This window comes from Haloferax elongans ATCC BAA-1513, assembly GCF_000336755.1.
Lineage (GTDB): Archaea > Halobacteriota > Halobacteria > Halobacteriales > Haloferacaceae > Haloferax > Haloferax elongans.
Genome location: NZ_AOLK01000003.1, coordinates 1 through 22,180 on the forward strand (window position 1 = coordinate 1; position 22,180 = coordinate 22,180).

The window sequence follows — 22,180 nt, forward strand, 5'->3', positions numbered from 1 at the left end:
GCAGTGTTCGTTCATTACTATAACTTTCAGCGACCGCATCAATCGCTCGACGGACGACCGCCAGCTCAGGAGGTTAACTAGACAGTGCCGTTTTTAAATATTTATTCAAAATCAGATATTATGTGTGTGGTGGCAAGCAGTCAGTAAACCATCGAGACAAATTTCCCACGCATTTATGACAGACGTTGGGTTATTTTATGGGATTACAGTACTGTATATCGGACATGGTCCTCCCAACGCTGTCCAACCTCATCAAGCAACTTCGCCCACGAACGCTACTGGTTTCCCTCGGATTATTCATCTGTTCAGCTGTCTTCTTTAATTTCATGTCACATGTTGAGGTTCTCGTATCGGTACTTCGATGGGAGTATCTTACGCTTGGGTTGCTGGTATTCAGCGCTGCCCTCGCTGCTCGGGACGATGGACTGGTGCGAACGTGGCTGTTCGCATTCGCCCTTGCCGCCGGGTTCGGGATTCACCTCGCTGGAATTGGGCTTACTGGCGGGCGTCCAGGGCCACTCTTCCGCATCGCGTGGGGTGCTGTGGTAGGACTGAGTGCTGCTCTCGTCCTCGGTACACTCGGTGGGGCGCTCGGAGTAGGAGTCAAGCGCCTCGCGACGAAGTGACTGCGAAATGCAGCAACCTTCGTGAGGTGCAGTATGAGAATTCACAGATACCATCCTCGCGAGTGGCGGTTGTGACATCCCCCATACATGTATTTCTATTGAGCGTAATCGCGAGACTTTTACTGATGCGGTCGTTCACTTCTGCGAGGATGTCTCGGGACTCATGATAGATATCTACACGAAGCCTGAGGCAGGATGGATTCCAATTTTGGTCAGGAACCTGTCTCACTCCGACTTTGACTGCCACAAGCGTGTTACAAGGGCTGTGAATTGGCCACGCTTGAGCGAGACGTTGGCCCTCGCTTGGCTGCCAGAGGCTTCAGTAGACGAACCCGAGACAAGAGGGGAAACCAGCAGATGAAGCTCCGCACGCAGGTGAGCCTCCTCCTTGTCGTTCTCGCTCTCGTGTTGTCGGGCATCATGTTTGCCGGGTTTCAACTGGATAAAGAAGCGATTACCGACCAGCAGCAAGCCGAAACACTGCAGACGAGCACGGAAATCGCAAGTGGGCTCGACACCAGACTGGAGAGTCTAGAACGGACTGTCCGGCTTCAGGCCACGAATCCGGCGGTCGCGAGACACGGGACCGCAGACCAGCAACAAGCGTTGGCAGCGACCGTAAACGAAACTGTGTTCGACGGAGTTTCGGTCATCCACCGAAACGGAACGATGACCGGTATCGAAGCTGGGCTCGACGCCGAAACCCGGTCGAAATTAGTCGGGTCGGATTTTGGTGACCGTCAGTACTTCCAGCGAGCCATGGGTGGTGAAACGTACGTCAGTAAACCAGTTGCTGCCGACACGGGCAACTACATCGTCACGGTCAGCACGCCGATTTACCAGAATGGAACTGTTGTCGGAACCCTGAATGCTGCCCTTCACCTCCAAAACAGTTCGTTCTTTAGCGGTGTTACCAGTGCTGCAAACAGTCACCACGGCGTCACCATTCAGTCCCCCGGTGGAGAGGTCATTTACGACCGGGAACCGACGCCAGCCACGAACCTCGTCACAAAGAACGCCACTGTCGACGAAACGGGATGGACCGTCCAAGTACAGACGAGTCGAAATGTCCTCGCCAGTGAGCTTCAACGCATTACGGTATACCAGACCGGTGCGGTGGGGCTGGTCATCCTTTTAATCGCGGGAATCGGGCATGTACTCTACACCCGTACCGTACGGTACCACGAGCGGTTAGTTGACGGATTCGATAAAATCCAAAAGCAAGAATATGGTGTTCAGGTGTCGGACGAAGCAACGTCCGAGTGGCAACAGCTATTCACCGCGTTTAACGAGTTGAGCCGGACGCTCGCCGACTACGAAGCAGAACGAACCCAGCAACAGAAAGAACTGCAGCGAGAGCGCGACCGTTTTTCGGCACTCTTCGAGAGTATTCCGGAACCAGCAGTCATGGTCGAAACCACGGAGTCGGGGACCGCTCTCAAAGACGTCAACGAAGCGTTCGAGACGACGTTCGGGTACGACGCCTCGGAAGCCATCGGGTCCAATATTAACGACCTTATCGTTCCAGACTCCCAACGTGGTTCGGGCAGGGCCATCGATGAGAAAGCTGCCGCAGGCGAGCAAATAACTCGTGAGGTCCGTCGTGAAGCGAGCGATGGTGTGCGCGATTTCCTCTTGCGTTCGACGCTGTCACGTGGTGAAGGCGATGACGTGTATTTTGGAGTCTACATCGATATTACCGACCGGAAACAGCAGAAACAAGAACTCGCCAAAACCAACAGTATCCTCACCTCGGTGCTCGGTAATCTGCCAGTTGGAGTGCTAGTCGAGGATACCGACGGTACCATTACCGCCGCAAATCAGACACTGGTGGACGTCCTCGGCGTTTCCGAACCACCAGAGGCCCTCATCGGCCGCGATTGTGACCGGGTAGTCGGTGAGTTGAGCGACCAGTTCGCAGAACCAGACAACGTCAGTGCTCGGATCAACGAGATTCTCGCCACCGGAGAACCAGTCCTCGACGAGGAAGTACGAATGGCAGATGGTCGCATCCTATCTCGGAGCTTTGTCACCTACTCCACACCATCCGGGACCGGGTGCATCTGGCTCTATCGAGATATCACTGCCCAGAAGCGACGCATACGTAGATTAGAGCGTCAAGATTTCCTCTTCAACCGAACCCAGGAGATGGCATCTCTCGGTATCTGGGAGTACGACCCCGAAACGGACGAAGTCTTCTGGTCCGATGGTGTCCGAGAGCTCCACGCTGTCGGTACAAACGAGGAGCTCACGCTGCAAGAGTGGCTCGAGTTTTACTCCCCAGAGGACCGCAAGGCAATCAAGGAGACAGCAAAGCAAGTTCTCGACGAGCGTGGGGAATACGAACTCACCCTCCGGCTCCGTCGCGATGACGGCGAGGTACGAGACGTGCGTGCTCACGGGGAAGCAATCCACGACGACGGCGACGAGGAATCAGGGGTCAAACTAAGAGGCGTCTTCCAAGACATTACTGAACAAAAAGCCCGCGAGCGAGAGCTCACCCGATACGAGACGATAATCGAGTCGATGACCGACGTCGCGTGGATTCAAGATTCCACTCAAGACCTCGTATTCGTCAACGAACGGTTCACAGACGCCTTCGGTGTTACTCCCGAAACTCCCGAGTCGTTCCAAGCTGCCTTAGGTGCCGCTGACCTCGCACCAACGGACGAACTCAACGCGCTCGACGCCGTGACCGACCGCGTGCTGAACGGTTCGCAGGACTCAGCACGAATCGAACTTCCGCTTTCCCTACCGGAAGGCCGGCGAGTCTTCGATATCAGACTCAACCCGATCACCTACGACAATGGAGAAATCAACGGCGTCGTTGGTCTTGCGCGGGATATTACGGTCCAGAAAGAGCACGAAAAGCGCCTCAGTCGGTTGAACAACATCAGCCGCGACCTGATGCAGGCCGACACGAGCCAGGCAATCGCGACGGTCGCTGTCGAATCGGCACAAGAGCTGTTCGGGATTCCGATGAGCGGGTACTGGGTGTACGACGAGGAGGCCGACGTCCTCACGCCCGTCGTGGTTACTGACTCCGCACGGGAGCTCCTCGGCGAGCCACCAGTGTTAGAGCGTGGGTCGAGCCTCGCGTGGGAGGTGTTCCAATCACAGGAAGTCACACTGTTTTCGGATATCCCCTCACAGCCAGCCCGCTACAATCCTGAGACATCGATTCAAAGTGAACTGATCTTGCCGGTCGGAGACCACGGGGTGCTGCTTCTCGGTGCCACCGGCGAGATGGCCTTCGACGAAGCGGACCACTCCCTGGCGACGATACTGGCCGCAAACGTCGAATCGGCACTAGAGCTTGCCACCAAACAAGAGCAGTTACTCGAACAGCGCACCCAACTCGACCTGGCACTCGAAGGCGGGCAATTGGGTGTGTGGGACTGGGATGTTCAGACAGATACCGTGTCGTTCAACGAGCAGTGGGCAGCGATGCTTGGCTATTCGCTGGACGAGATAGAGCCAAATATCAGTGCATGGTCGGACCGCGTCCACCCCGAGGACCTTCCGATGGCCGAAGTCGCGCTCGACGCTCACTTCGACCGTGAGACCGAGTACTACAAATGCGACCACCGAATGCGGTCGAAATCCGGCGACTGGATTTGGGTTCGAGACGTCGGCCGAGTCGTCGAACGAGACGACGATGGAAACCCACTGAGGGCAGTCGGAATCCAACAAGACATCACCACGGACAAACAGCGAGAGCTGAAATTACAGGACATACTCGAGCAGACTCAGCGACTCATGCAGTCTAAAACAGTCACAGAGGCTGCGGAGGTCGCTGTCGAGATTGCAGACGAGACACTCTCGTTCCCCCTCGCCGGTGTCTATCTCGACGACGGCGACGGACGCCTCGAACCAACGGCTGTCACCGAGTCTGTCGAGGAACGACTCGGCTCCGAACCAACCTATGTGGAAGGGAGCGATGGTCGAGTCGTTGACCGAGTCGTGTGGGACGCCTACACAGCAGGACAGACACAGGTCATCAGGAACGCCGAACAGGAGTTCCCGGACCTCGCGAACCAGACTCCAATTCAAAGTGGGATTATTCATCCCCTGGCAACCCACGGCGTATTTATCACCGCTGTCGACTCACCAGACGGGTTCGACGAGTTCGACCAGTACCTCGTCGAGTTGCTCGCAGCGCTACTAACGACCACAGTCGAGCGAATCCAGCAAGCACAGCAACTCGAATCACAGCGGGATAGTCTCGAACTGCTCAACCAGATGGTACGCCACGACATCAGAAACGACCTCCAAGTGCTCGTTGGGTATCTCGACTTAGCCGAGGAAGCTGCCGACGGAGCCGAGAAACAGTATCTCCAAACGGCGTTGGAAAGTGCCGATAACGCAGTTGAGCTGACGAAAACCGCGCGGGACCTGTCGGAAGTCATGCTGCAAGACGAGACGACTCGACAGCCAGTTTCGTTGCGGCGTGTCGTGAGCCAGCAGGCAGACGACCTTCGGTCGGCAGACTCGGGCGCGGTCATTACGCTCGATGAGTCACTTCGAGGCGTGACGATTCGTGCCGATGATCTGTTCGACTCGGTCATCCGCAACCTCCTCAAGAACGCCGTCCAACACACCCGCAAGGACCGTCCCGAAATCATGGTGTCGGCAACAGTCGAAGACGGTCGTGTAGAACTCCGAATCGCCGACAACGGTCCCGGCGTCCCCGATAGTCAAAAAAAGTCCATCTTCGGGAAGGGTGAAAAGGGCTTAGACAGCGAGGGGACTGGAATCGGATTGTACCTCGTCAATACGGTCGTCGAAAGCTACGGGGGTGCTGTGTGGGTCGAGGATAACGACCCAGAAGGTGCAGTCTTCGTGTTGGACCTCCCGCAGGAGACGACCTAGCAACTAGGCCTTTCGCTTGGGAAGAGAGCAAGCAGCGAAACCGTCGAACGCGCGTCGGAACCATTGGGCCACGTTTTTATCACATCTGTTTGTCAATTCTAACATGCAGTGGTCCCCTCTGGCTCGCAGAGAATGTCGAACGGTACTCACCTCGAAAGGAGCGTGGATTCTCACCGCTCTCATCGTGTTGTGGGGCTTTCGGCCCACGTACACGGGGTGGAACGCAATCGGACAGAACATCACTATCGGATACATCCAAACGGGTGTCAACGTACTGCTCCCAATCGGTGTCCTCCTCCTCACCTACCAGTCGCTCATCGGTGAGCGAACGACCGGGAGCATCAAATTCCTCATCGCCTTGCCACTGAAGCGAACCCACATCATCCTCGGCAAGACCATCGGCCGATTCGCTGGCCTCGCTGCGACCGTTGGTGTCGCAGTACTCCTCCTCACCGGTATCGGTGTCTTCGAACACGGCGCGTTCGCCATCCGCCCGTTCGTCGGCGTGGTGCTCGCAACGGTGTTGTTGCTCGCCGCGCTGGTCTCGCTCGGCGTGTTGCTCTCGACAGCGGTCAAGAGCACGGTGTCGGCCGCAGGAATCGTGGTCGGATACATCCTCGTGACGCTCTTTTGGAATACGGTCGTCTCGAAGGTGTATACGGTTGTGACGGAGGTGCCGGTCAATCCGTACGACGCACCGGCGAGCGGGCCGCTATTTTTCGCTCTCAGGCTGACGCCAGACGGTGCGTACAACGTCCTGACGAACTGGATACTCGGTGTCGGCAACTCCGCCGACCAGTTCCGAGCCGTCTACACGAAACTCAAGCCCGGGCATGGAGTCAACGCGTTCGTCGTCGAGGCGGCGTTCGAAAGCGGCACAGCGCCGTGGTATCTCCACCCAGCCTTGAGTATCGGTATCTTGGCCGGGTGGATAGTGGTCCCGCTCGTGCTCTCTCGTCGCATCTTCAACACTGGTGATGTGCTATGAGTAGCGACGCACCTGTAATCGAGACGAACGGATTGACCAAGCAGTACGGCGACGTTCGCGCGGTCGATTCTCTCGACCTCGCTATCGAAGCCGGTGACGTGTACGGCTTCCTCGGTCCGAACGGAGCTGGAAAATCGACGACAATCGGCCTCCTCCTCGACTACCTGCGACCAACAGCAGGGACGGTACGCGTCTTCGGAACAGACCCGCAACGAGACCCAGTCGAGATTCACAACCGAACCGGCGTTCTGCCGGACCGATTCGGCCTCTACGAGGGACGGTCCGCACGGCAGCACGTCTCGTTCGTCACGGAGACAAAACGGGTTGACGACGACCCCGAAGCACTCCTCGACCGCGTCGGGTTAGCGGACGCAATCGACGACGACGCGGGAGAGTTCTCGAAAGGGATGGAACAACGGCTGGCGCTCGCAATGGCGCTTGTCGGTGACCCAGACCTGCTCGTCCTCGACGAGCCGTTCACTGGGCTCGACCCACACGGGGTCCGTCGCGTCCGAGAGATTGTCCACGAAGAAAACGAAAGGGGTGCGACGGTGTTCTTTTCGAGCCACGTGCTCGGCCAAGTCGAACTCGTCTGCGACCGTGTCGGCGTATTGCACCAAGGCCGGTTGGTCGCAGACGGGACCGTCGACGAGCTCCGAGCTGCGGCGGGCACCGACGACGATGCGGTGATTGAAGACGTGTTCGTCGAACTGACCGACGCGCGTATCGACGCCGGAGGTGAGTCCCAATGAAGCGACGGACGTTTGTAACCGCCAGTGCGCTTTCGATAGCTGGTCTCAGTGGGTGTATCGCCGACACGGAGTACCGAATTGCCGAGACGACTGCGAGGACCGGCATCGACTTGCTCGACTTCTCGGTCCGTACAGAGGTGCCCGACGCGACTATCAAACACCCTGCAGAGTTCGTCTTCGAACTCGAAAACACCGGCAACGACCCCGTCGGAATCAAAAACTACGGTGTGTGGCCGTTCGGCCTTATCGCGGTCCACCAGTCGCCAGATGCCGACACCTCTATCGCTCCCGGCAAACTCTCTTCGCAATCGTACGAGACGAGCGACCGCGTCGACGTGAAGCCGACCGGGATGGGGCTCGATGGAACTCCAATCACACAGACGCTCGAACCCGGAGAGCGTGTCCACGAAACGTATCAGCTCCACGGCGAAGAGATTCGAGGGGAGGGCACCTACTACGTTGTTCCGTACTTCGATGACAACCTTCCGAGCTACGCGATAGACGGCGATTGGACGACGTTCGAATTCCAATGTGAGATTCGTATCGAAGCGATTGAGCGGTTGCCGTTGTAGAAGACGGTTGCGGAGGTTTGCTGCGAGGACGGCGAGATAGCATACTCTCGCACACCCACTCCGCCAATCTCGTCCGATAAATCTCGACGGTACTCTTTGCCCGTCCACCACGGGCCTCTATCGACATGAGGTACACTTCGAGCGCGTTCATAGTGGCGTCATGGTAACGCTCGCGTAGCGCAGACGCGTACCACTTCAGAGGTGAGTGACCTCAGTCCGAAGCAGTCTCCTAGTTGCCGATATCGGTGTGCAGCACCGAGTCCTGCGACACCAATTATCTGCAGTAGGCCTCTCCATCAGGCACCACCTCCATCAGAGCAGAGCATTCCGCACTCGAATCCCAAAGGCCAAACATCACTCCCTCATACATCAGTTAATGACTGAGTCACAAGACACGGACGCAGGGCCGAAAATATCAGTCGCAGTTGTAGATGACACGCACACGAACGAGATTCCAGACAATATTGACTCTGAACTATATACGACAACACGACCAGAGTCATCGATAGTTGAGTTTGCGGCTGCCCCTGATAGTGAGTTGGCAGAGGCACTCAGACGGAACGGGTTCGACGTCTAAACTACTCCGCTGTTAACCGCCTGTTTTATCGCGAGCTGTCAAATCAAACCTGATGGCGAGTCATTCCCATTCTGATTTGGTTTCTCCGGAAATGATTGGGGTGTCTAGTTCGAATAAAAGCGGACATTCGGAGCTGTACAAACGTCACTCGGTACGCGAGACACCACATTCATATTAACTCAATAATTCAATTCGGGGTAGAAATAACAATACTTAGTATTTCTCCCTACTTGGTTTGCTATATGGCTGTAGTCAGCGTTTCGATGCCAGAGGAGTTGTTAGAACGCATCGACCAGTTCTCGGATGAGCATGGGTATACCGGTCGAAGTGAAGTATTGCGGGAAGCAAGCCGAAACCTTCTCGGAGAGTTCGAGGACAAGAAGCTTGAAAGCCGAGACCTCATGGGTGTTGTTACTGTCGTTTTCGATTACGAAACGACAAGTGTTGAAGAGAAAATGATGCACCTTCGACACGAGCACGAGGATATTGTCGCGTCGAATTTCCACAGTCACGTCGGTGGTCACCACTGTATGGAACTGTTTATTCTTGAGGGTTCACTCGAAGACATTTCGACGTTTGTTGGGAAGGTCCGAGCGACGAAAGACACACTCACAATCGACTACTCCGTGTTGCCGGTGGACGACTTTGGCCCGCTCTCTAATCTGAACTGACACATACATAGTGCGAGCGCATACCCGCGTCTTCAGGAGCGGGAGGAGGTCAATCTGGTTTCCTGTCTCACTGCATTCACACCTTCTCTAGCAATATCTCTGCCGCCCCTCCTCTTTGAATATTAATCACGACCACACAAATCACAGGTATTATTATAATCAGCCTCAGAGTTAGCAATACAGATGGTCCATATCTCGCGCCGAAGGCTGCTTCAGAAGGCAAGCGCAACAACCGTTGCTGCGGCGGGAATCGCTGGCTGCCTCGGTCAAGGAGGGAAGTCACTCGATTCCGTCACGGTCGCGTACGTCCCAATCTATCCGAACATGCAACACTACGTGATGGAACAGGAGGGCTTCTACGAGAACGTCCCCGCAGACGTCTCCATCGAGCGATTCAGCTCCGGGCCGAACGTCGTCAAGGCATTCGCCAGTGGAGACGTCGACGTTGCGCTCTTCGGAATTACTCCTGCAATGGTCCTCGCCGACAAGGGAACTGAAGCCGCTATCCTCGCGGCAAACTCGAGAAACGGCTTCAAGGTCATGGGAACGACCGAACTCGCTGAGCTCTACGAACAGGAAGGAAAAGCCACGTTCGAGCGCTTTGAGGAAGAGCATGGTCGTAAGGTTCGATTCGGTGCCCCACCGGATGGGAGCGTCCCCGACATCGTGCTCCGATACTGGATCCAAGAGGACCTTGGCGTCGGTGAGATGGAGTCCGTGATCAGCAAGTCGAAAGTCCCGCCAGCGAAAGCGGTCCAGACGATCCAATCCGGCGACATCGACGCGACGATCATCCAAGAGCCGTTTGCGACAATCATCGGCCAAGATGATGACTTCAGCGAACTCGCGTGGTCCGGCAACATCCTGGACAACCACCCCGTCACGGTGCTGTTCGCGAACCAGCGAGTACTCGACGACAGCGAGGTCGCCCAGTCGTTGGTCGAACAGCACGTAGCGGCGACCGAGTTCACGGCCGAGTCACCAGATGCAGCCGCTGCGCACGCCGCGTCAGTGATCGGCTCCGGCGTGAGCGAAGACCTTGCTACGGCAGCCATGGAGTCGAAGGCATCCGAGTTCATTTCGGACCCGCACGCAATCACCGACCAGGCCGCGACGATGGGTGAGTTTGTCGCTAACGTTGGGAACATCAAAGAACCGGTCGCAACGGAGAACCTCTTCGCGTTCGACCCCTACGACGCACTCCAGTAATGAGTACGCGAACCGACACCAGTTCAGAGATGGTCGTCGCCGGCAGCTTCGAGGGGGACCTACGGCGGTATCTGCGCGGCCTCGGTGGGCTTCTTGTGTTCCTCGTCGTCTGGTGGGTCGGCGCGATGACGACCCAGCCGTCGTATCTGGTGCCGGGACCGCTCGATTCGGCGCGTGCGTTCGTCGACCTGTTCACGACCTCGACCGCAATCGTGGTCCCCGTACTGGGGTCAAGTCTCGTACTGCCGACTGGGCTCGCACACCTCGCACAGACGTTGTTCCATTACGTGCCTGGTCTCCTTCTCGGTGCGGGCTGTGGGATTGGACTCGGACTGGCGATGGGGTGGAACGGAGCACTCGACGACTGGCTCCGGCCGCTCGTACGGGTGCTGCGGCCGATCCCACCACTTGCGTGGGTCGTCTTCGCAATCGTCTGGTTCGGTATCCACCACACCGGCGCGGCGTTTATCGTCTTCGTTGGCGCGTTCTGGATCAACTTCTACGGCGCCTATGGCGGCGTAGAAGGCGTCTCCAGTGACCTCACAGATGCAGCGTCGACGCTCGGCGTCGAGCGCGACCTCTCGATGCTGAAACTCGTTGCACTCCCGAGCGCCGCGCCTCAAGTGTTGACCGGGTTCAGGACGAGCATCGGTCGCTGCTGGATGATCGTCGTTGGGGCCGAGTTGTTCGGCGCACCCGGTGTCGGCTACGAGATTATCAACGCCTCGAACAACCTCGCGATGGACACAAGCGTCGCGTACATGTTCCTGATCAGCTTGGCGTTCCTCTGTATGGACGTTGGGTTCCGCCTACTCGAAGGGAGGGTTCTCGCGTGGCGCTGAGATCAAACTCGTCGACCAGCCGAGAGTCGAGCGAGAAGATCACAATTCAGAACGTCAGTAGGTCATACGAGTCGACGCAGGCGCTCGCAGACGTCTCGTTCTCGGTGGCGGAGGGCGAGTTCTGCTGTGTCGTCGGTCCCTCGGGGTGTGGGAAGACCACACTGCTGCGGGCGATAGCGGGCCTCGACGACCCCGACAGTGGTTCAGTTCTCGTTGATGGGAATCCGGTCAGTGACCCGGGTCTGGACCGAGGAATGGTTTTTCAGGAGTATGCACTGTTCCCCTGGCGAACCGTCCGTGGGAACATCCGATTTGGCCTCGACCGTCCCGCGTGTGACTGCGCAGACTGTGAGGCACGAGTTCGAGAGTTAATCGACCTCGTTGGGCTCGAAGGCTTCGAGGACGCGTATCCGAAGGAACTCTCGGGAGGAATGAAACAGCGCGTCGGAATTGCCCGTGCCCTTGCGGTCGACCCAGAGATTCTGTTGATGGACGAACCGTTCGGCAGCGTTGATGCTCGTACGCGTGACCGCTTGCACTCCGAATTAATTGATATCTGGACGCAGACCGAGCAGACTGTCGTGTTCATCACCCATGACATCGACGAGGCAGTGACCTTGGCCGACCATGTGGTTGTTATGGACGCTGACCCCGGAACTGTACAATCAACGTTCTCCATCAATCTTGAACGCCCGCGAGAACGGACGTCTCCTGACTTTGTGGACCTCGTCGCACAAATTAGGGATGAACTCGGGAGTCCTGTTGAGACTACTGTCTGACATTCTCTTGGGCTGTTTTATTAACAACCCTCACTCAGTCCGCCATCTCTATTATCACTGAGACAATTTTTAATATATGCCCATCGTGAGCTCCTCGATGACGGAGCGACTCCGGGACGACCTCGATACGTTTGCGGAAGAACACGGCTACAGTGGCCGAAGTGAGGTTATCCGCGAAGCGTGCCAGTCGTTGCTCGAAGAGTACCAGGAGACAAAATACGAAAGTCAAGACGTATTGGCAACGGTTACTGCTGTTTTCGGATACGGCGAACCAGAAATCGAACGTCGGATGATGGATATTCGCCACCAATTCGAAGAATCGATTCGGTCAAACTCACACAATTGCCTCAAGGATAACGCAGGTTGTGTCGAGACATTCGTCATCGAAACCGAGTATGAAGATGCACTGCGATTTATCGGGACCGTTCGAGGTGCAGATGAGTCTGTTTCAGTTGAATATACCCTTCTGCCTGTTGATGTAATGGGCGTAGAGATTGGCAAGCCCTAGACAAAGATTGAGAGGACGACAAGAGGTCGAGTAACTCTACCAGTGTCGCATTTTATTTGTCCCGTTATTAATATCTACACTACTTCTTTCCATTAATAGTACTATAATAGATATACAAATTAGTAACGTAGTCATAGCACACATTCACTTTGGGAAGAGTCGTTCCCCCATGGAAACTCATTCTTTGGAGTCTTCTCGGGGCCGGATTGATCGGCGCCGCAGTTTACCGAGTTCGAAGGGAGATGCGTTCTCGTCCGCAACAAGTGTGACCTTGTCTCTGACGAGGACCGCGAAGATGTAGAGCATATCATCCGAGCGGTTCCACGGGTGGCTCCGCTCGGTCCCCGAGTCCGACATCCGCGTGAAAGGAAATCTGTGGGTCACTGGACGAGACCGCTACGCCCTCGACGCGTGTCCTGTGCGTGTCCGGTTCGGTTGAAACGATGGCTCTAAACCGGTAATACCAGCTGTTTGTAACTCCTCAACGAAGGACTCCGCACGGACTTCCTCCGTCGTGTGTTCTTAGTCACGCGCCAAAATTGGTAAGACCTCGGCTTCCTTAGCGAGTTTTTATTAATACTACTATCTAAAATCACAGCTCTTATTATCTGATTTAGTTTGATTAACAATACATGACTCAGTACACGCGGCGACGACTCATCACGGTTGGCTTGGGTGCCGCTACGGTCGGCACTCTCGCAGGGTGTACGTCGAACGATGTCGGTTCTAGTACAGGGTGTGGCAACGGGCCGGAAGTACAGTCTTCATTCTTCGTCTCAGAACACAACCTCCAATACGTCTGTTCCGACCCACTCGAATCCCAGAAGGCGGCGAATCAGCTCGTTGCGGAGACCGATGCCACCGAGGTTCTCCCGCTAACGCCGCTTCCCGAACAGACGCAGGAGTGGATCGACAACGACTGGGGGTACGTCGAAATCATGGAGAGCGTCAATCTCGGGACGCTAAAGAAGGCGCTCGGTGCAGCATGACTGACCAGCCCTGTGGCAACTCCGAACCCACGTGGAACGGGAATGCTGACCCCGGCCCCTCCGAGCAACTCCGCCCGGAATTGATGTCGCTCGTCGTCGGCTCGGCCGAGCGACCGGCCTGTACAATCTACCCACCGGACGTTGCTGTTCCGTTTCGGACGACGACGTGGATTACGGCACATGGAGATTCGTTCGTCGACCTAAGCGACTGGCGATGAACGTGAGTCAAACGAGCAGTGTCGATGAAGTGCGACCATCGTACGACTACGTCATCGTCGGCGGCGGCGTTCACGGTACCCATCTGGCTTTGCGGTTGCTCACCAAGACGGACCTGACACACGAAGATATCGCTCTCCTCGAACCGGGCGGTGAACTCCTTGGGGCGTTCCGACGACAGTGTCGCCAGTGTGGGATGGAAGCACTGCGTTCGCCGTTCGTCCACCACGTCGGCGTCGATCCGTTCTCACTCAGGGACTTCGCACGTGCGCGGGGACGGATGGGTGAGCTCCTGCACAGTGAGACGGGTGGTGACCGCCCAACTGTCGATCTCTTTTTCGACCATGCCGACTGGGTGATCGAACGTCACGATCTCGACTCGCTCATCGAACCCATAGCTGCAACAGGCGTGCAGAAAGAACGAGATACACTCGTCGTCCAGACGACGAACCGGCCGCTTCGAACGGACCGGTGTGTCTTAGCTGTTGGCCACGGCGGTGCGTACACCCGTCCAGAGTGGGCGACTGACCTCCCGGTCGATGCGCCGGTTACGCACGTGTGGGACGACGAATTCGACCCCGAGGCAGTTGGCGATGAAGCAGTTGGAATCGTGGGTGGTGGAATCACAGCCGCACAGCTAGCGACTTCCCTTGGACGTCCTGAACGTGAAGTGACTGTCTTGACACGAAGCCCACTTCGAGTGAACCAACTCGAAGCGGATAGCCACTGGATGCACCCTAGTGGGCCGGAGTCGCTCGACTCGTACTCCCCTGGGTCGAAAGAACGATACGATGCCATCCGAGAGGCACGGTACGACGGTACGATACCACCATACCTGATTCGACGCTTTCGTCAGTGTATCGACCGAGACCCCGTCGAAGTCTGTCAGACCGAGATTGACGAGGCGACATGGACAGGCGGTCCAATAGTCGCGAACTGTACGGACGGTACCGCGTGGTGCTTCGACCGTATCATCCTCGCAACCGGGTTCGAAGACCCATACGGGAACCCGCTCTTTCGTTCGGTTGCCGATTCGCTCGCTCTCGAAACGGGGTATCGTGGAATGCCAGTGCTGGACGAGGAGTCGCTTGCATGGCGGCGGTCGACTGGTGATTTCTCGCGAGTACACGTGACTGGTGTCGCCGCCGAGTCGATACTCGGACCGTTTGCTCGGAACATCATCGGTGCAAGACGTGCTGGGGAACGACTCGTAGCGATGCACGAGACACACGACGAAGCCAATTCAGCGTCACGTGCGATGGGGGCAACGTAACGTGCCGTCGAGTGACCTCACACTCGCGTTCTCGCTCGCCTCACTCGACGAACTATCGCGTCCAAGGTCCGCGCTGGAGGATGCGACTCGGTGGGCAACGTACGTCGGCATCGTCTCCTCAGAACCGTCCTACGTAGAGCGGCGGCGAGTTCGAGAAGCCGAGTATCCCCAAGACTTCCTATCGGGTCCTCGCTCGAAGGTTGAAGCCTTGGAGACCGCCCGAGACAATTTCCAAACGCAGCGGTACCTGTTCGTCGGTGTAAGCACGTCGGACGAGCAAACCGCGTCTGACGCTGGATGGGCGTATAAATCGATAACCGACGCAGCAAACGCAGCGGACTGGTCGCTCAGGGATGTGTTTCCTTCGGGTGACGACTGGTTACAGCGAGAAAATTCAGGTTGGGGGTAGCTCGGAATCGCACTGCGTAGTCAGTGGTTCTGGTGAATGTGGTCGCGCAGCGAATCAGTGTCGTCGAACTTCTCGTTGCACTCAGCACACGTGTTGTGGTGGAGTGCGACGTGTTGAGTCACGCCAGCAGCGCTCTTGAACTGTGCATCGCAACTGGAGCAGGTGTAGGACATTTCATTAATAACTCAGTGGCCACTATATTAAAAAGATTATTAAAAATTGAGTCAAAGAGATTGATATGGACTAGTAATCCTGGTCTTCAGTTAACTAAGACTGGTCGGCTAGGAGAGCATGAAACTCCCCTAGTCGGACCTAACGTGCCTCCTCAGCCAGCTTTCGAAGTGGACCGGCGAGACTCGTATCGTCGGCGAGCGTATCGAGTTCGTCCGTCGCCCGACACCGACCGAGCGCATCCAATGCCTGGCGGCGAAGTCGTCCGGAAAGACCGTTCGTAACCACGATAACACGTAGTTGCGTGGTTGCTCCTGCCTCCGCGAGTTCGTCGATGGCGTCCTCCCGCGCTCGCCGCAGCGCGTTCTTGTCGACGACCGTCTGAAAGAGTGAGCGTGGCGACGGCATCGTTAATCGGCGAGGCCGACCTCCTCGGCGCTGTCGTCTATGGGCTGGGTGCCTTCGTCGGTGGGGTCTTCGGCGTCTTCGCCGCCTTCGAACGTCGGGAAGCGGTCCTCGAAGACATCCCAGTCGGCATCCATCTCCTTGTCGGTCAGCGTGGCCGTTTCGAGTTCTGCGCGGAGTTCGTCGTGGTCCATGTCGGCCCCGATGATGACGAGTCGGGACCCTCGGTCACCGTACGTTGGGTGCCAGTTTTCCTCCAGTTCGGGATACGCTTCGAAGTACTGCGCCTGTTCCTCCTCAGGGAGCGCTGCGACCCAGCGACCAACAGGCTCGATTCGGATCGACTGCCCGGCGACGTCGACTCCCAGACCCATCTCCGGCCGCCCGGCCAGCCAGAAGTGTCCCTTCGAGCGGACGACGTTCGTCGGGAAGTCGTCCAGCAGGTCGGCGAACCGTTCGGGATGGAACGGTCGGCGAGACTCGAACACGAACGAGGTGACGCCGTGTTCCTCCTCTGCAGATTCGTGCGGTTCCTGAAGTTCTTGCATCCAGCCTGCGGACTGACTCGCTGCTTCGAAATCGAACCGACCGGTATCGACGATTGCTTCGGGGTCGACGGCGCCGTGTTCCGTCCGGATGATCTCCGCACGTGGTTGCAATACCTCGACCATCTCTTCGATTTCGTCGAGTGTCTCCTCGTCGACGAGGTCGCACTTGTTCAATAAGAGGACGTCACAGAACTCGATCTGTTCGACCAAGAGACTCCCAAGGTCTTTCTCGGTATCGCCGTCCATCAGCGACTCCTTCGAGTCGAACGTCGTCCAGAACTGGTGGGCGTCAACGACGGTGACCGTCGTGTCGAGTTCGTAGTAGTCCATGACCTCGATACCGGTCTCCTCGTAGAACTCCGTGGGGTCGAGGTCACCCTGGTCGAATCCCATAGTAAGCGTCTGGGCGACAGGGAGTGGCTCTGCGACGCCAGTGGATTCGATGACGAGGTAGTCGAACTCGCGGGCCTGTGCGAGCTTTGCGAGTGCATCGAGCAAGTCTCCACGTAGCTCACAGCAGATGCAGCCGTTCGACAGTTCGATCAACTCCTCGTCGTCCTCCGAGATGTCTGAGTGTTCGGCGACGCGCTCGGCGTCGACATTCACCTCGCCCATATCGTTGACGAGGACCGCGACATCCAGATCTGTTCGCGTGTTCAGGAGGTTGTTCAGCACGGTTGTCTTGCCTGCGCCGAGGTTGCCGCTCAGCACGGTGACGGGAATCGTTTCTTGACTCATCTGTTATTAAGACTAGAGCGTATATTATTTATAATTGGTTATCTAGTATCCCATGTTGTTAACAGTGACTCCCGAAAAAGCCCGTAACAACGAGTCAGTCGACGTCGTAATCGTCGGCGCAGGTGCCGCAGGCGTCGGTATTGGGGCCGTCCTCGCGGACCTGGGTCTCGACTCCTACGCCATCCTCGAGCGAGACGAAGTGGGGGCGTCGTTCCAGCAGTGGCCAGATGAGATGCGTCTCATCACGCCATCATTTCCCAGCAACAGCTTCGGTTGCCGGGACCTGAACGCCGTCACTACTGACACCTCACCCGCATTTGCGCTCGACCGTGAACACCCAACCGGTGGAGAGTACGCCGAATATCTCCAGGCAATCGTCGACTTTCACGACTTACCCGTCCGAACCGGTGTCGAGGTGGAGTCGGTACAGGGACACGACGACGGATTCGTACTTCACACGTCTACTGGCATCATCCAGAGCCAATTTGTCATCTGGGCAGCCGGACAGTTCGGCCAACCGAACGACAATCCGTTCCCCGGTGGGAGCCACTGCGTCCACAACTCCCGAGTCGAGTCTTGGAGTGCGTTCGCCGACGAGTGTGTCGAGGACCCCATCGTCATCGTTGGTGGGTACGAGAGCGGTATCGACGCGGCACTCGCTCTCGCTGACCGAGGTCACGAAGTGGTAGTCATCGACGAGGAAGGTCCGTGGCAGTTCCGGGGGCCAGACCCGAGTGAAGTACTGTCTCCATATACGAGCCAGCGGCTGCGGGAGGCCCTCGAACGCGATGCACCGATTGCCCTCGAAGACGGAATCCGCGTCGAGCGCGTCGACGTTGAGAAAGGGACGTTCGACGTAATCGGGACCGACGGAGCGTCGTTTACGACCCGGAATCCGCCGGTGCTCGCGACTGGATTCGAAAGTGGACTCGGTCTCGCCGACGAACACTTCGAATTCGAGAGTGGCCAGCCACAGTTGACCGAACGGGACGAGTCGACCACCACCCCCGGCTTGTTCCTCGCCGGTCCACAGGTCGCACACAACGGCCAACAGTTCTGCTTCATCTACAAGTTCAGACAGCGCTTCGCCGTCGTCGCCGACGAAATTGCCGCGAGACTCGACATCGACCGAACTCCCCTCGACGAGTACCGCGAGAAGAGCATGTTCCTCGAGGACCTGTCCTGCTGCGAACCCGATATGTGTGACTGCTAACCATGACGCGAGATACTCCGCAGAAAGACAGTGGAACCGAGCAGTCGACCAAGGCGAGAGACGACGACCAGCACGTCTGCCGGATGACGGGCCGCGAACAGGGTCTCGTCGGAAAGTACGACATCTGGCTCTGCCGGCAATCGTTCCGTGAACTGGCTCCGAAGATAGGATTCAAAAAATATGACTGATGCACAGAGTCGCACGGGCAACGTCGCATCGAAGGAAAACGACGAGAAGGAACCCGTCGTAGTCGTCGGCAAAGAGAGCGTCGGGAAGTCAGAGCTCGTCGCTGGCCTTTCCGGGACGACGCCGACGACTGGGAACTTCCGAGGAACGACTGTCGACGTCGAGCGATACGAGTCAGACGAGTTCGTCTTCGTCGACACGCCCGGCATCCTGCTCGAAACGGACACCGAAACCACTCGGACGGCGATTAGCGCCGTCGAAGAGACCGAGACCGTGTTACTCGTCGTTCGCGCGACGAACATCGACGACGACCTAGAAGACCTGCTGCCGCTGGTGCAAGGAAAAGTCGGTGCGATTGCGGTGACGTTCTGGGACAAAGTGGAAAACCAGCCTGAAGCGCGTCATAAATTGAACGCGCTCGCCGACGACCTCGGCGTCCCGCTCGCACCGGTGGACGCGCGAAACGTCTCCCGCGTCGCAACTGACGGCGGCAGCACTGCAGTCGACGGAAGCGATCACAAGCATCTCGTCAGCGCGCTTCACGACGCCGCCGAGTTCCCGGGGCGGACTCACCAGCAAACCGGCATCCACCTTGCTCCGCCAGACACACTCATCGAACATCCGCTCGTGGGGCCGTTCGTCAGTATCGCCTTGCTCTTGTTACCAGCCGCGGCCGCAGTTCACTTCGCAAACGCTGCGGCTGCCGAAGTCTCTCCCCGAGTGAGTGCACTGCTGGAACCCATAATTCGGTGGACGAGCGGCCTCCCGGGACCGCTGTCGGCAGTTCTGGGTGGGGACTACGGTCTGCTCTCAATGGGGCCGTTCCTGTTCGTCTGGGCTGGGCCGACGATTCTCATCTTCGCGGTCTTCATGGCCGTCTACAAGCAGAGTGGACTCGTCACGCGAATCACCGCGTCGCTCCATCCACACCTTCGGCGCGTGGGGCTTACCGGTCGGGACCTCGTTCGAGTGGTCATGGGATTCGGGTGTAACGTCCCGGCAGTCACCAGTACTCGAGGCTGTTCGGACTGTACGCGCCGAACGACCGTCTCGGCTATCGGATTCGGGTCGGCCTGTTCGTACCAGTTCCCAGCGACACTGGCTGTGTTCGCAGCCGTCGAGATGCCGTGGCTCGTCCTCCCATATCTCGGGATTCTCACGACGACGACACTCGTCTACGCGCGTCTGATCGCACCCGAGCGTGCGCGAACGGCGTCACTCGCCACCGAAAACCGTGCATTCCTCCAGTGGCCGACCTGGAAGTCAGTGTGGCGAGAGACCAGAACCGTGATTCAGAGTTTCTTCCTGAAGGCACTCCCCGTCTTCGCCGGAATCGTCCTCGTCGCATCACTTCTCGATTATTTCGGCGTCTTAGACGTGATGGGCGACGCGCTTGGGCCAGTGATGGCCCTGTTCAACCTCCCCGGTGAGACGGCACTCGTCGTCGTGATGGGGTCGATTCGAAAGGACGGTCTGCTCCTGTTACAGTCGGATGGCCTCAGCACGACGCTGTCCGCGATGACGCCCGTGCAAGTACTGACTGCCGTCTACCTCGCAGGAGTGTTGCTTCCGTGTCTGGTGACGGCGATCACGGTCGCGAAGGAACTCTCCCCGAGGTACGCCGGTCGGATGCTGCTCCGGCAGGCAGCAGCTGCGGCCGGCTTCTCACTACTCATCGGATGGGGCGGTGCCATCCTCTACTAACCGATGACCAGCGAAACCATGACGCTCGCGTTCGAACTTGCGTCGCTTCAGCAGGTTCGTGAGCCACAAGCGGTGGTCGTCGATGCACGACGATGGGCCCAGAACGTCGGGGTCGTTTCGACGGATTTCGACGCCGCTCACGCCTTCAGCGCCGAGTACCTCATTCGGCGAGACTTCCTAGTGAGGCCGACCCAATCAAACTTCCAGCGCATCTGTAGCCAGCTTAAGACGGAGAGACATGTTTTGGTCGGAGTCGCCTCCAATCGCCCGGACTACCTCCCTCAGCCCCACTGGGAATATCTTAGCCTCGGAGATGCTGCAGATGCTGCTAGCTGGGATTTGGAAACCACGGAAACGACACCACAAACAGAATCGACGCCATGGTTGAATCGCATCCTCCGAACCCAAGAATGAGAGTTTGTCGTGGCCGCGCCGAACTCACGAGTAGTCGAGACGCAGGTAGCTCGTACCGTGGCGGTAGTTGTACACTTCGACGCCGACACCGAGTGTCGAGAACACTGTCAGCACGAGCCACACGACGTCGTTGTGACTGAGGTACCGGCTCCCGTCTCCCCGAACTCGTCGGGGTCACATTTGTCGCGACGCTACACACTACAGGTTTCTTCTAAACCCACCGTAAAGCACTCGCTGAGCAGGTATACGGGTATTCTAACCAATTAACTCAATGACCTGCTCGCTTCTCAAACTGGCGTAACTAGACAGTGCCTATCAACAGTAGCTCTTGAGTAGATATAATGAGATGGCTCCGACTATACACTAAAATCTACACCTATCACTATGTGGTTCTCGGAATCGCTGGCATAGTAGCAACAGTCGGCCCTATTGAAATCCTCAAGAAGTTACAGGTGCGTCCGGTAGTCTGACCGGATGGAAGCCCTCCCGAAATCGCGGTTGCTCCAGTTCGTTGAGCAAGCGATGCACTTGGCACGCCGAGCTGTCACTCGCTACTCATCGAGGTTCTCTAAACGCCGGTACACACTCCACCAGCACATCGTCTTGCTCTGTCTCAAAGTACGGAAGAACACGACGTACCGGACGCTTCTCGACGAACTCATCGAGATGCCCCGTATTCGGAAAGCCATCGATCTGGACGAACTCCCGTCACCCTCAACGTTGTGTAAAGCGTTCAACCGGCTCGATATGGCAGTCTGGCGTGTCCTGCTCAACCTCTCGGTCACGCTTCTCCCAACTAACGGTGTCGTCGGCATCGATGCCTCCGGCTTCGACCGCAGTCACGCCTCGAAACACTACACGAAGCGAACGAAGCTGACGATTCAGCAGTTGAAAGTTACACTGCACGTGGACACGAGAGCGAATGCTATCCTCGATCTGCACGTGACGACGACCAGAAAACACGACTCGCAGATCGCACCGTCGCTCATCAAGCGGAATGCCGGGAATGTGTCGATTCACCTCGGTGATAAGGGATACGACGACCAGAAGGTTCGCGCGTTAGCCCGTGACACTGGTGTTCGTCCCCTCATCAAGCACCGAGAATTTTCGTCGCTCCACAAGGCGTGGAATGCTCGACTAGACGCCGACCTCTACGGCCAACGGAGTCAGAACGAGACAGTGAACTCCAGTCTCAAGCGGAAATATGGCGCATTCGTCCGCTCACGACACTGGTGGAAGCAGTTCCGTGAACTCGTTGTCGGCTGTCTCACTCACAACATCGACAAGTCACTCTGAACAGCGGGTATCGATGAACGAGACAGCGAAATGGGTCGAACCTTTCTGATTCTCGCCAGAAGCATCGTGACCGACTCAGAGGATGTATCGATCACGGCGAACCATCGAACTGGACTCGACACGTTGAGGACAATGCCCGCTCATTTTTGCGGCTACATTTCGATTGCCGAGTTCTAGCTAGACAAACCCAGAAAATACTGTTATCTACGAGTACAGCTTATA

Annotated in this window: 21 protein-coding genes and 3 pseudogenes; 20 read left to right on the forward strand and 4 right to left on the reverse strand. The window is 57.2% G+C overall.

The genetic code is table 11. From position 1 onward, the window contains the following. From C453_RS19750 to C453_RS21070, 15 genes and pseudogenes are all read left to right on the forward strand, one after another. A pseudogene (locus C453_RS19750) lies at nucleotides 1–81 on the forward strand (integrase core domain-containing protein); the annotation flags it as partial. A 245-nt stretch (nucleotides 82–326) separates the two neighbouring features. Further along, nucleotides 327–626, forward strand: a complete 300-nt coding sequence (locus tag C453_RS00705) for a hypothetical protein (protein WP_241430641.1) — start codon at nucleotides 327–329, stop codon at nucleotides 624–626. A gap of 357 nt (nucleotides 627–983) precedes the next feature. After that, nucleotides 984–5,498, forward strand: a complete 4,515-nt coding sequence (locus tag C453_RS00710) for a PAS domain S-box protein (RefSeq protein ID WP_008322048.1) — start codon at nucleotides 984–986, stop codon at nucleotides 5,496–5,498. A 103-nt stretch (nucleotides 5,499–5,601) separates the two neighbouring features. Next, on the forward strand, nucleotides 5,602–6,486 hold the full coding sequence (locus C453_RS00715) for an ABC transporter permease (RefSeq protein WP_008322049.1): 885 nt from the start codon (nucleotides 5,602–5,604) through the stop codon (nucleotides 6,484–6,486). Further along, nucleotides 6,483–7,238 (forward strand): ABC transporter ATP-binding protein, encoded by a 756-nt coding sequence (locus tag C453_RS00720; protein WP_008322050.1) that lies wholly within the window; start codon nucleotides 6,483–6,485, stop codon nucleotides 7,236–7,238. Before C453_RS00715 ends, C453_RS00720 begins: the two co-directional genes overlap by 4 nt. Next, the gene (locus C453_RS00725; protein ID WP_008322051.1) at nucleotides 7,235–7,810 is read left to right on the forward strand and encodes a hypothetical protein; all 576 of its coding nucleotides are present in this window, start codon (nucleotides 7,235–7,237) and stop codon (nucleotides 7,808–7,810) included. The genes C453_RS00720 and C453_RS00725 overlap by 4 nt, the downstream gene beginning before the upstream one ends. Nucleotides 7,811–8,629: 819 nt before the next feature. Continuing rightward, nucleotides 8,630–9,058, forward strand: a complete 429-nt coding sequence (nikR, locus tag C453_RS00730; RefSeq protein ID WP_008322052.1) for a nickel-responsive transcriptional regulator NikR — start codon at nucleotides 8,630–8,632, stop codon at nucleotides 9,056–9,058. A 183-nt stretch (nucleotides 9,059–9,241) separates the two neighbouring features. Further along, entirely contained in the window at nucleotides 9,242–10,267 is a 1,026-nt protein-coding gene (locus tag C453_RS00735) for an ABC transporter substrate-binding protein (protein ID WP_008322053.1), read from the forward strand. Then, entirely contained in the window at nucleotides 10,267–11,109 is an 843-nt protein-coding gene (locus C453_RS00740; protein WP_008322054.1) for an ABC transporter permease, read from the forward strand. Before C453_RS00735 ends, C453_RS00740 begins: the two co-directional genes overlap by 1 nt. Further along, the gene (locus C453_RS00745; protein WP_008322055.1) at nucleotides 11,100–11,888 is read left to right on the forward strand and encodes an ABC transporter ATP-binding protein; all 789 of its coding nucleotides are present in this window, start codon (nucleotides 11,100–11,102) and stop codon (nucleotides 11,886–11,888) included. The genes C453_RS00740 and C453_RS00745 overlap by 10 nt, the downstream gene beginning before the upstream one ends. Before the next feature lie 97 nt (nucleotides 11,889–11,985). Further along, nucleotides 11,986–12,396 (forward strand): CopG family ribbon-helix-helix protein, encoded by a 411-nt coding sequence (locus tag C453_RS00750; protein ID WP_008322056.1) that lies wholly within the window; start codon nucleotides 11,986–11,988, stop codon nucleotides 12,394–12,396. 779 nt (nucleotides 12,397–13,175) lie between these two features. Then, nucleotides 13,176–13,385 (forward strand): annotated as a pseudogene (locus C453_RS19350) (zinc ABC transporter substrate-binding protein); the annotation flags it as partial. Then, nucleotides 13,382–13,603, forward strand: coding sequence for a DUF7511 domain-containing protein (locus C453_RS00765; RefSeq protein ID WP_008322058.1), 222 nt, complete (start codon nucleotides 13,382–13,384; stop codon nucleotides 13,601–13,603). The pseudogene C453_RS19350 and the gene C453_RS00765, both read left to right, overlap by 4 nt. Beyond that, a complete protein-coding gene (locus C453_RS00770) occupies nucleotides 13,600–14,874 on the forward strand; it encodes an FAD/NAD(P)-binding protein (RefSeq protein WP_008322059.1) in 1,275 nt (424 codons plus the stop codon). The genes C453_RS00765 and C453_RS00770 overlap by 4 nt, the downstream gene beginning before the upstream one ends. A gap of 1 nt (nucleotide 14,875) precedes the next feature. Further along, nucleotides 14,876–15,283 carry a DUF7124 domain-containing protein gene (locus tag C453_RS21070; protein ID WP_049907346.1) on the forward strand — a complete coding sequence of 136 codons (408 nt, stop codon included), beginning with the start codon at nucleotides 14,876–14,878 and terminating at the stop codon, nucleotides 15,281–15,283. A 20-nt stretch (nucleotides 15,284–15,303) separates the two neighbouring features. On the opposite strand, the gene C453_RS19760 is transcribed toward C453_RS21070, so the two are convergent. The 3 genes from C453_RS19760 to C453_RS00785 all read right to left on the reverse strand — a co-directional run bounded on the left by C453_RS19760 (nucleotide 15,304) and on the right by C453_RS00785 (nucleotide 17,145). Then, on the reverse strand, nucleotides 15,304–15,456 hold the full coding sequence (locus C453_RS19760) for a C2H2-type zinc finger protein (protein WP_008322060.1): 153 nt from the start codon (nucleotides 15,454–15,456) through the stop codon (nucleotides 15,304–15,306). A gap of 139 nt (nucleotides 15,457–15,595) precedes the next feature. Further along, nucleotides 15,596–15,862, reverse strand: coding sequence for a hypothetical protein (locus tag C453_RS00780; protein WP_008322061.1), 267 nt, complete (start codon nucleotides 15,860–15,862; stop codon nucleotides 15,596–15,598). A gap of 2 nt (nucleotides 15,863–15,864) precedes the next feature. Next, nucleotides 15,865–17,145 (reverse strand): GTP-binding protein, encoded by a 1,281-nt coding sequence (locus C453_RS00785; protein ID WP_008322062.1) that lies wholly within the window; start codon nucleotides 17,143–17,145, stop codon nucleotides 15,865–15,867. Nucleotides 17,146–17,197: 52 nt separating this feature from the next. Between C453_RS00785 and C453_RS00790 the strand changes: the two genes are divergently transcribed. The 4 genes from C453_RS00790 to C453_RS21075 are packed head-to-tail and all read left to right on the forward strand — an operon-like array spanning nucleotide 17,198 to nucleotide 20,662. Further along, a complete protein-coding gene (locus C453_RS00790) occupies nucleotides 17,198–18,358 on the forward strand; it encodes an NAD(P)/FAD-dependent oxidoreductase (protein ID WP_008322063.1) in 1,161 nt (386 codons plus the stop codon). A gap of 2 nt (nucleotides 18,359–18,360) precedes the next feature. Continuing rightward, on the forward strand, nucleotides 18,361–18,546 hold the full coding sequence (locus C453_RS00795; protein WP_008322064.1) for a 30S ribosomal protein S14: 186 nt from the start codon (nucleotides 18,361–18,363) through the stop codon (nucleotides 18,544–18,546). Then, on the forward strand, nucleotides 18,539–20,248 hold the full coding sequence (locus tag C453_RS00800) for a nucleoside recognition domain-containing protein (RefSeq protein WP_008322065.1): 1,710 nt from the start codon (nucleotides 18,539–18,541) through the stop codon (nucleotides 20,246–20,248). Before C453_RS00795 ends, C453_RS00800 begins: the two co-directional genes overlap by 8 nt. 18 nt (nucleotides 20,249–20,266) lie before the next feature. After that, complete coding sequence (locus C453_RS21075; protein ID WP_449404884.1) at nucleotides 20,267–20,662, forward strand: DUF7124 domain-containing protein; 396 nt, start codon at nucleotides 20,267–20,269, stop codon at nucleotides 20,660–20,662. Nucleotides 20,663–20,686: 24 nt separating this feature from the next. Here C453_RS21075 and C453_RS19355 read toward each other — a convergent pair. Then, nucleotides 20,687–20,782, reverse strand: a pseudogene (locus C453_RS19355) (phosphatidate cytidylyltransferase); the annotation flags it as partial. Between the two features lie 354 nt (nucleotides 20,783–21,136). Here C453_RS19355 and C453_RS00810 point away from each other — a divergent pair. After that, nucleotides 21,137–21,958, forward strand: coding sequence for an IS5 family transposase (locus C453_RS00810; RefSeq protein WP_008322068.1), 822 nt, complete (start codon nucleotides 21,137–21,139; stop codon nucleotides 21,956–21,958). Nucleotides 21,959–22,180: the final 222 nt, after the last annotated feature.

Bases quoted from the DNA above. Each gene is read 5' to 3' on its own strand.
- C453_RS00780 (WP_008322061.1), bottom strand. From the start codon at position 15,862: ATGCCGTCGCCACGCTCACTCTTTCAGACGGTCGTCGACAAGAACGCG.
- C453_RS00720 (WP_008322050.1), top strand. From the start codon at position 6,483: ATGAGTAGCGACGCACCTGTAATCGAGACGAACGGATTGACCAAGCAG.
- C453_RS21075 (WP_449404884.1), top strand. From the start codon at position 20,267: ATGACGCTCGCGTTCGAACTTGCGTCGCTTCAGCAGGTTCGTGAGCCA.
- C453_RS00810 (WP_008322068.1), top strand. From the start codon at position 21,137: ATGGAAGCCCTCCCGAAATCGCGGTTGCTCCAGTTCGTTGAGCAAGCG.
- C453_RS00770 (WP_008322059.1), top strand. From the start codon at position 13,600: ATGAACGTGAGTCAAACGAGCAGTGTCGATGAAGTGCGACCATCGTAC.
- nikR (WP_008322052.1), top strand. From the start codon at position 8,630: ATGGCTGTAGTCAGCGTTTCGATGCCAGAGGAGTTGTTAGAACGCATC.
- C453_RS00740 (WP_008322054.1), top strand. From the start codon at position 10,267: ATGAGTACGCGAACCGACACCAGTTCAGAGATGGTCGTCGCCGGCAGC.
- C453_RS19760 (WP_008322060.1), bottom strand. From the start codon at position 15,456: ATGTCCTACACCTGCTCCAGTTGCGATGCACAGTTCAAGAGCGCTGCT.
- C453_RS00785 (WP_008322062.1), bottom strand. From the start codon at position 17,145: ATGAGTCAAGAAACGATTCCCGTCACCGTGCTGAGCGGCAACCTCGGC.
- C453_RS00705 (WP_241430641.1), top strand. From the start codon at position 327: ATGTCACATGTTGAGGTTCTCGTATCGGTACTTCGATGGGAGTATCTT.
- C453_RS00795 (WP_008322064.1), top strand. From the start codon at position 18,361: ATGACGCGAGATACTCCGCAGAAAGACAGTGGAACCGAGCAGTCGACC.
- C453_RS00715 (WP_008322049.1), top strand. From the start codon at position 5,602: ATGCAGTGGTCCCCTCTGGCTCGCAGAGAATGTCGAACGGTACTCACC.
- C453_RS00710 (WP_008322048.1), top strand. From the start codon at position 984: ATGAAGCTCCGCACGCAGGTGAGCCTCCTCCTTGTCGTTCTCGCTCTC.
- C453_RS00750 (WP_008322056.1), top strand. From the start codon at position 11,986: ATGACGGAGCGACTCCGGGACGACCTCGATACGTTTGCGGAAGAACAC.
- C453_RS00790 (WP_008322063.1), top strand. From the start codon at position 17,198: ATGTTGTTAACAGTGACTCCCGAAAAAGCCCGTAACAACGAGTCAGTC.
- C453_RS00765 (WP_008322058.1), top strand. From the start codon at position 13,382: ATGACTGACCAGCCCTGTGGCAACTCCGAACCCACGTGGAACGGGAAT.
- C453_RS00800 (WP_008322065.1), top strand. From the start codon at position 18,539: ATGACTGATGCACAGAGTCGCACGGGCAACGTCGCATCGAAGGAAAAC.
- C453_RS00735 (WP_008322053.1), top strand. From the start codon at position 9,242: ATGGTCCATATCTCGCGCCGAAGGCTGCTTCAGAAGGCAAGCGCAACA.
- C453_RS00725 (WP_008322051.1), top strand. From the start codon at position 7,235: ATGAAGCGACGGACGTTTGTAACCGCCAGTGCGCTTTCGATAGCTGGT.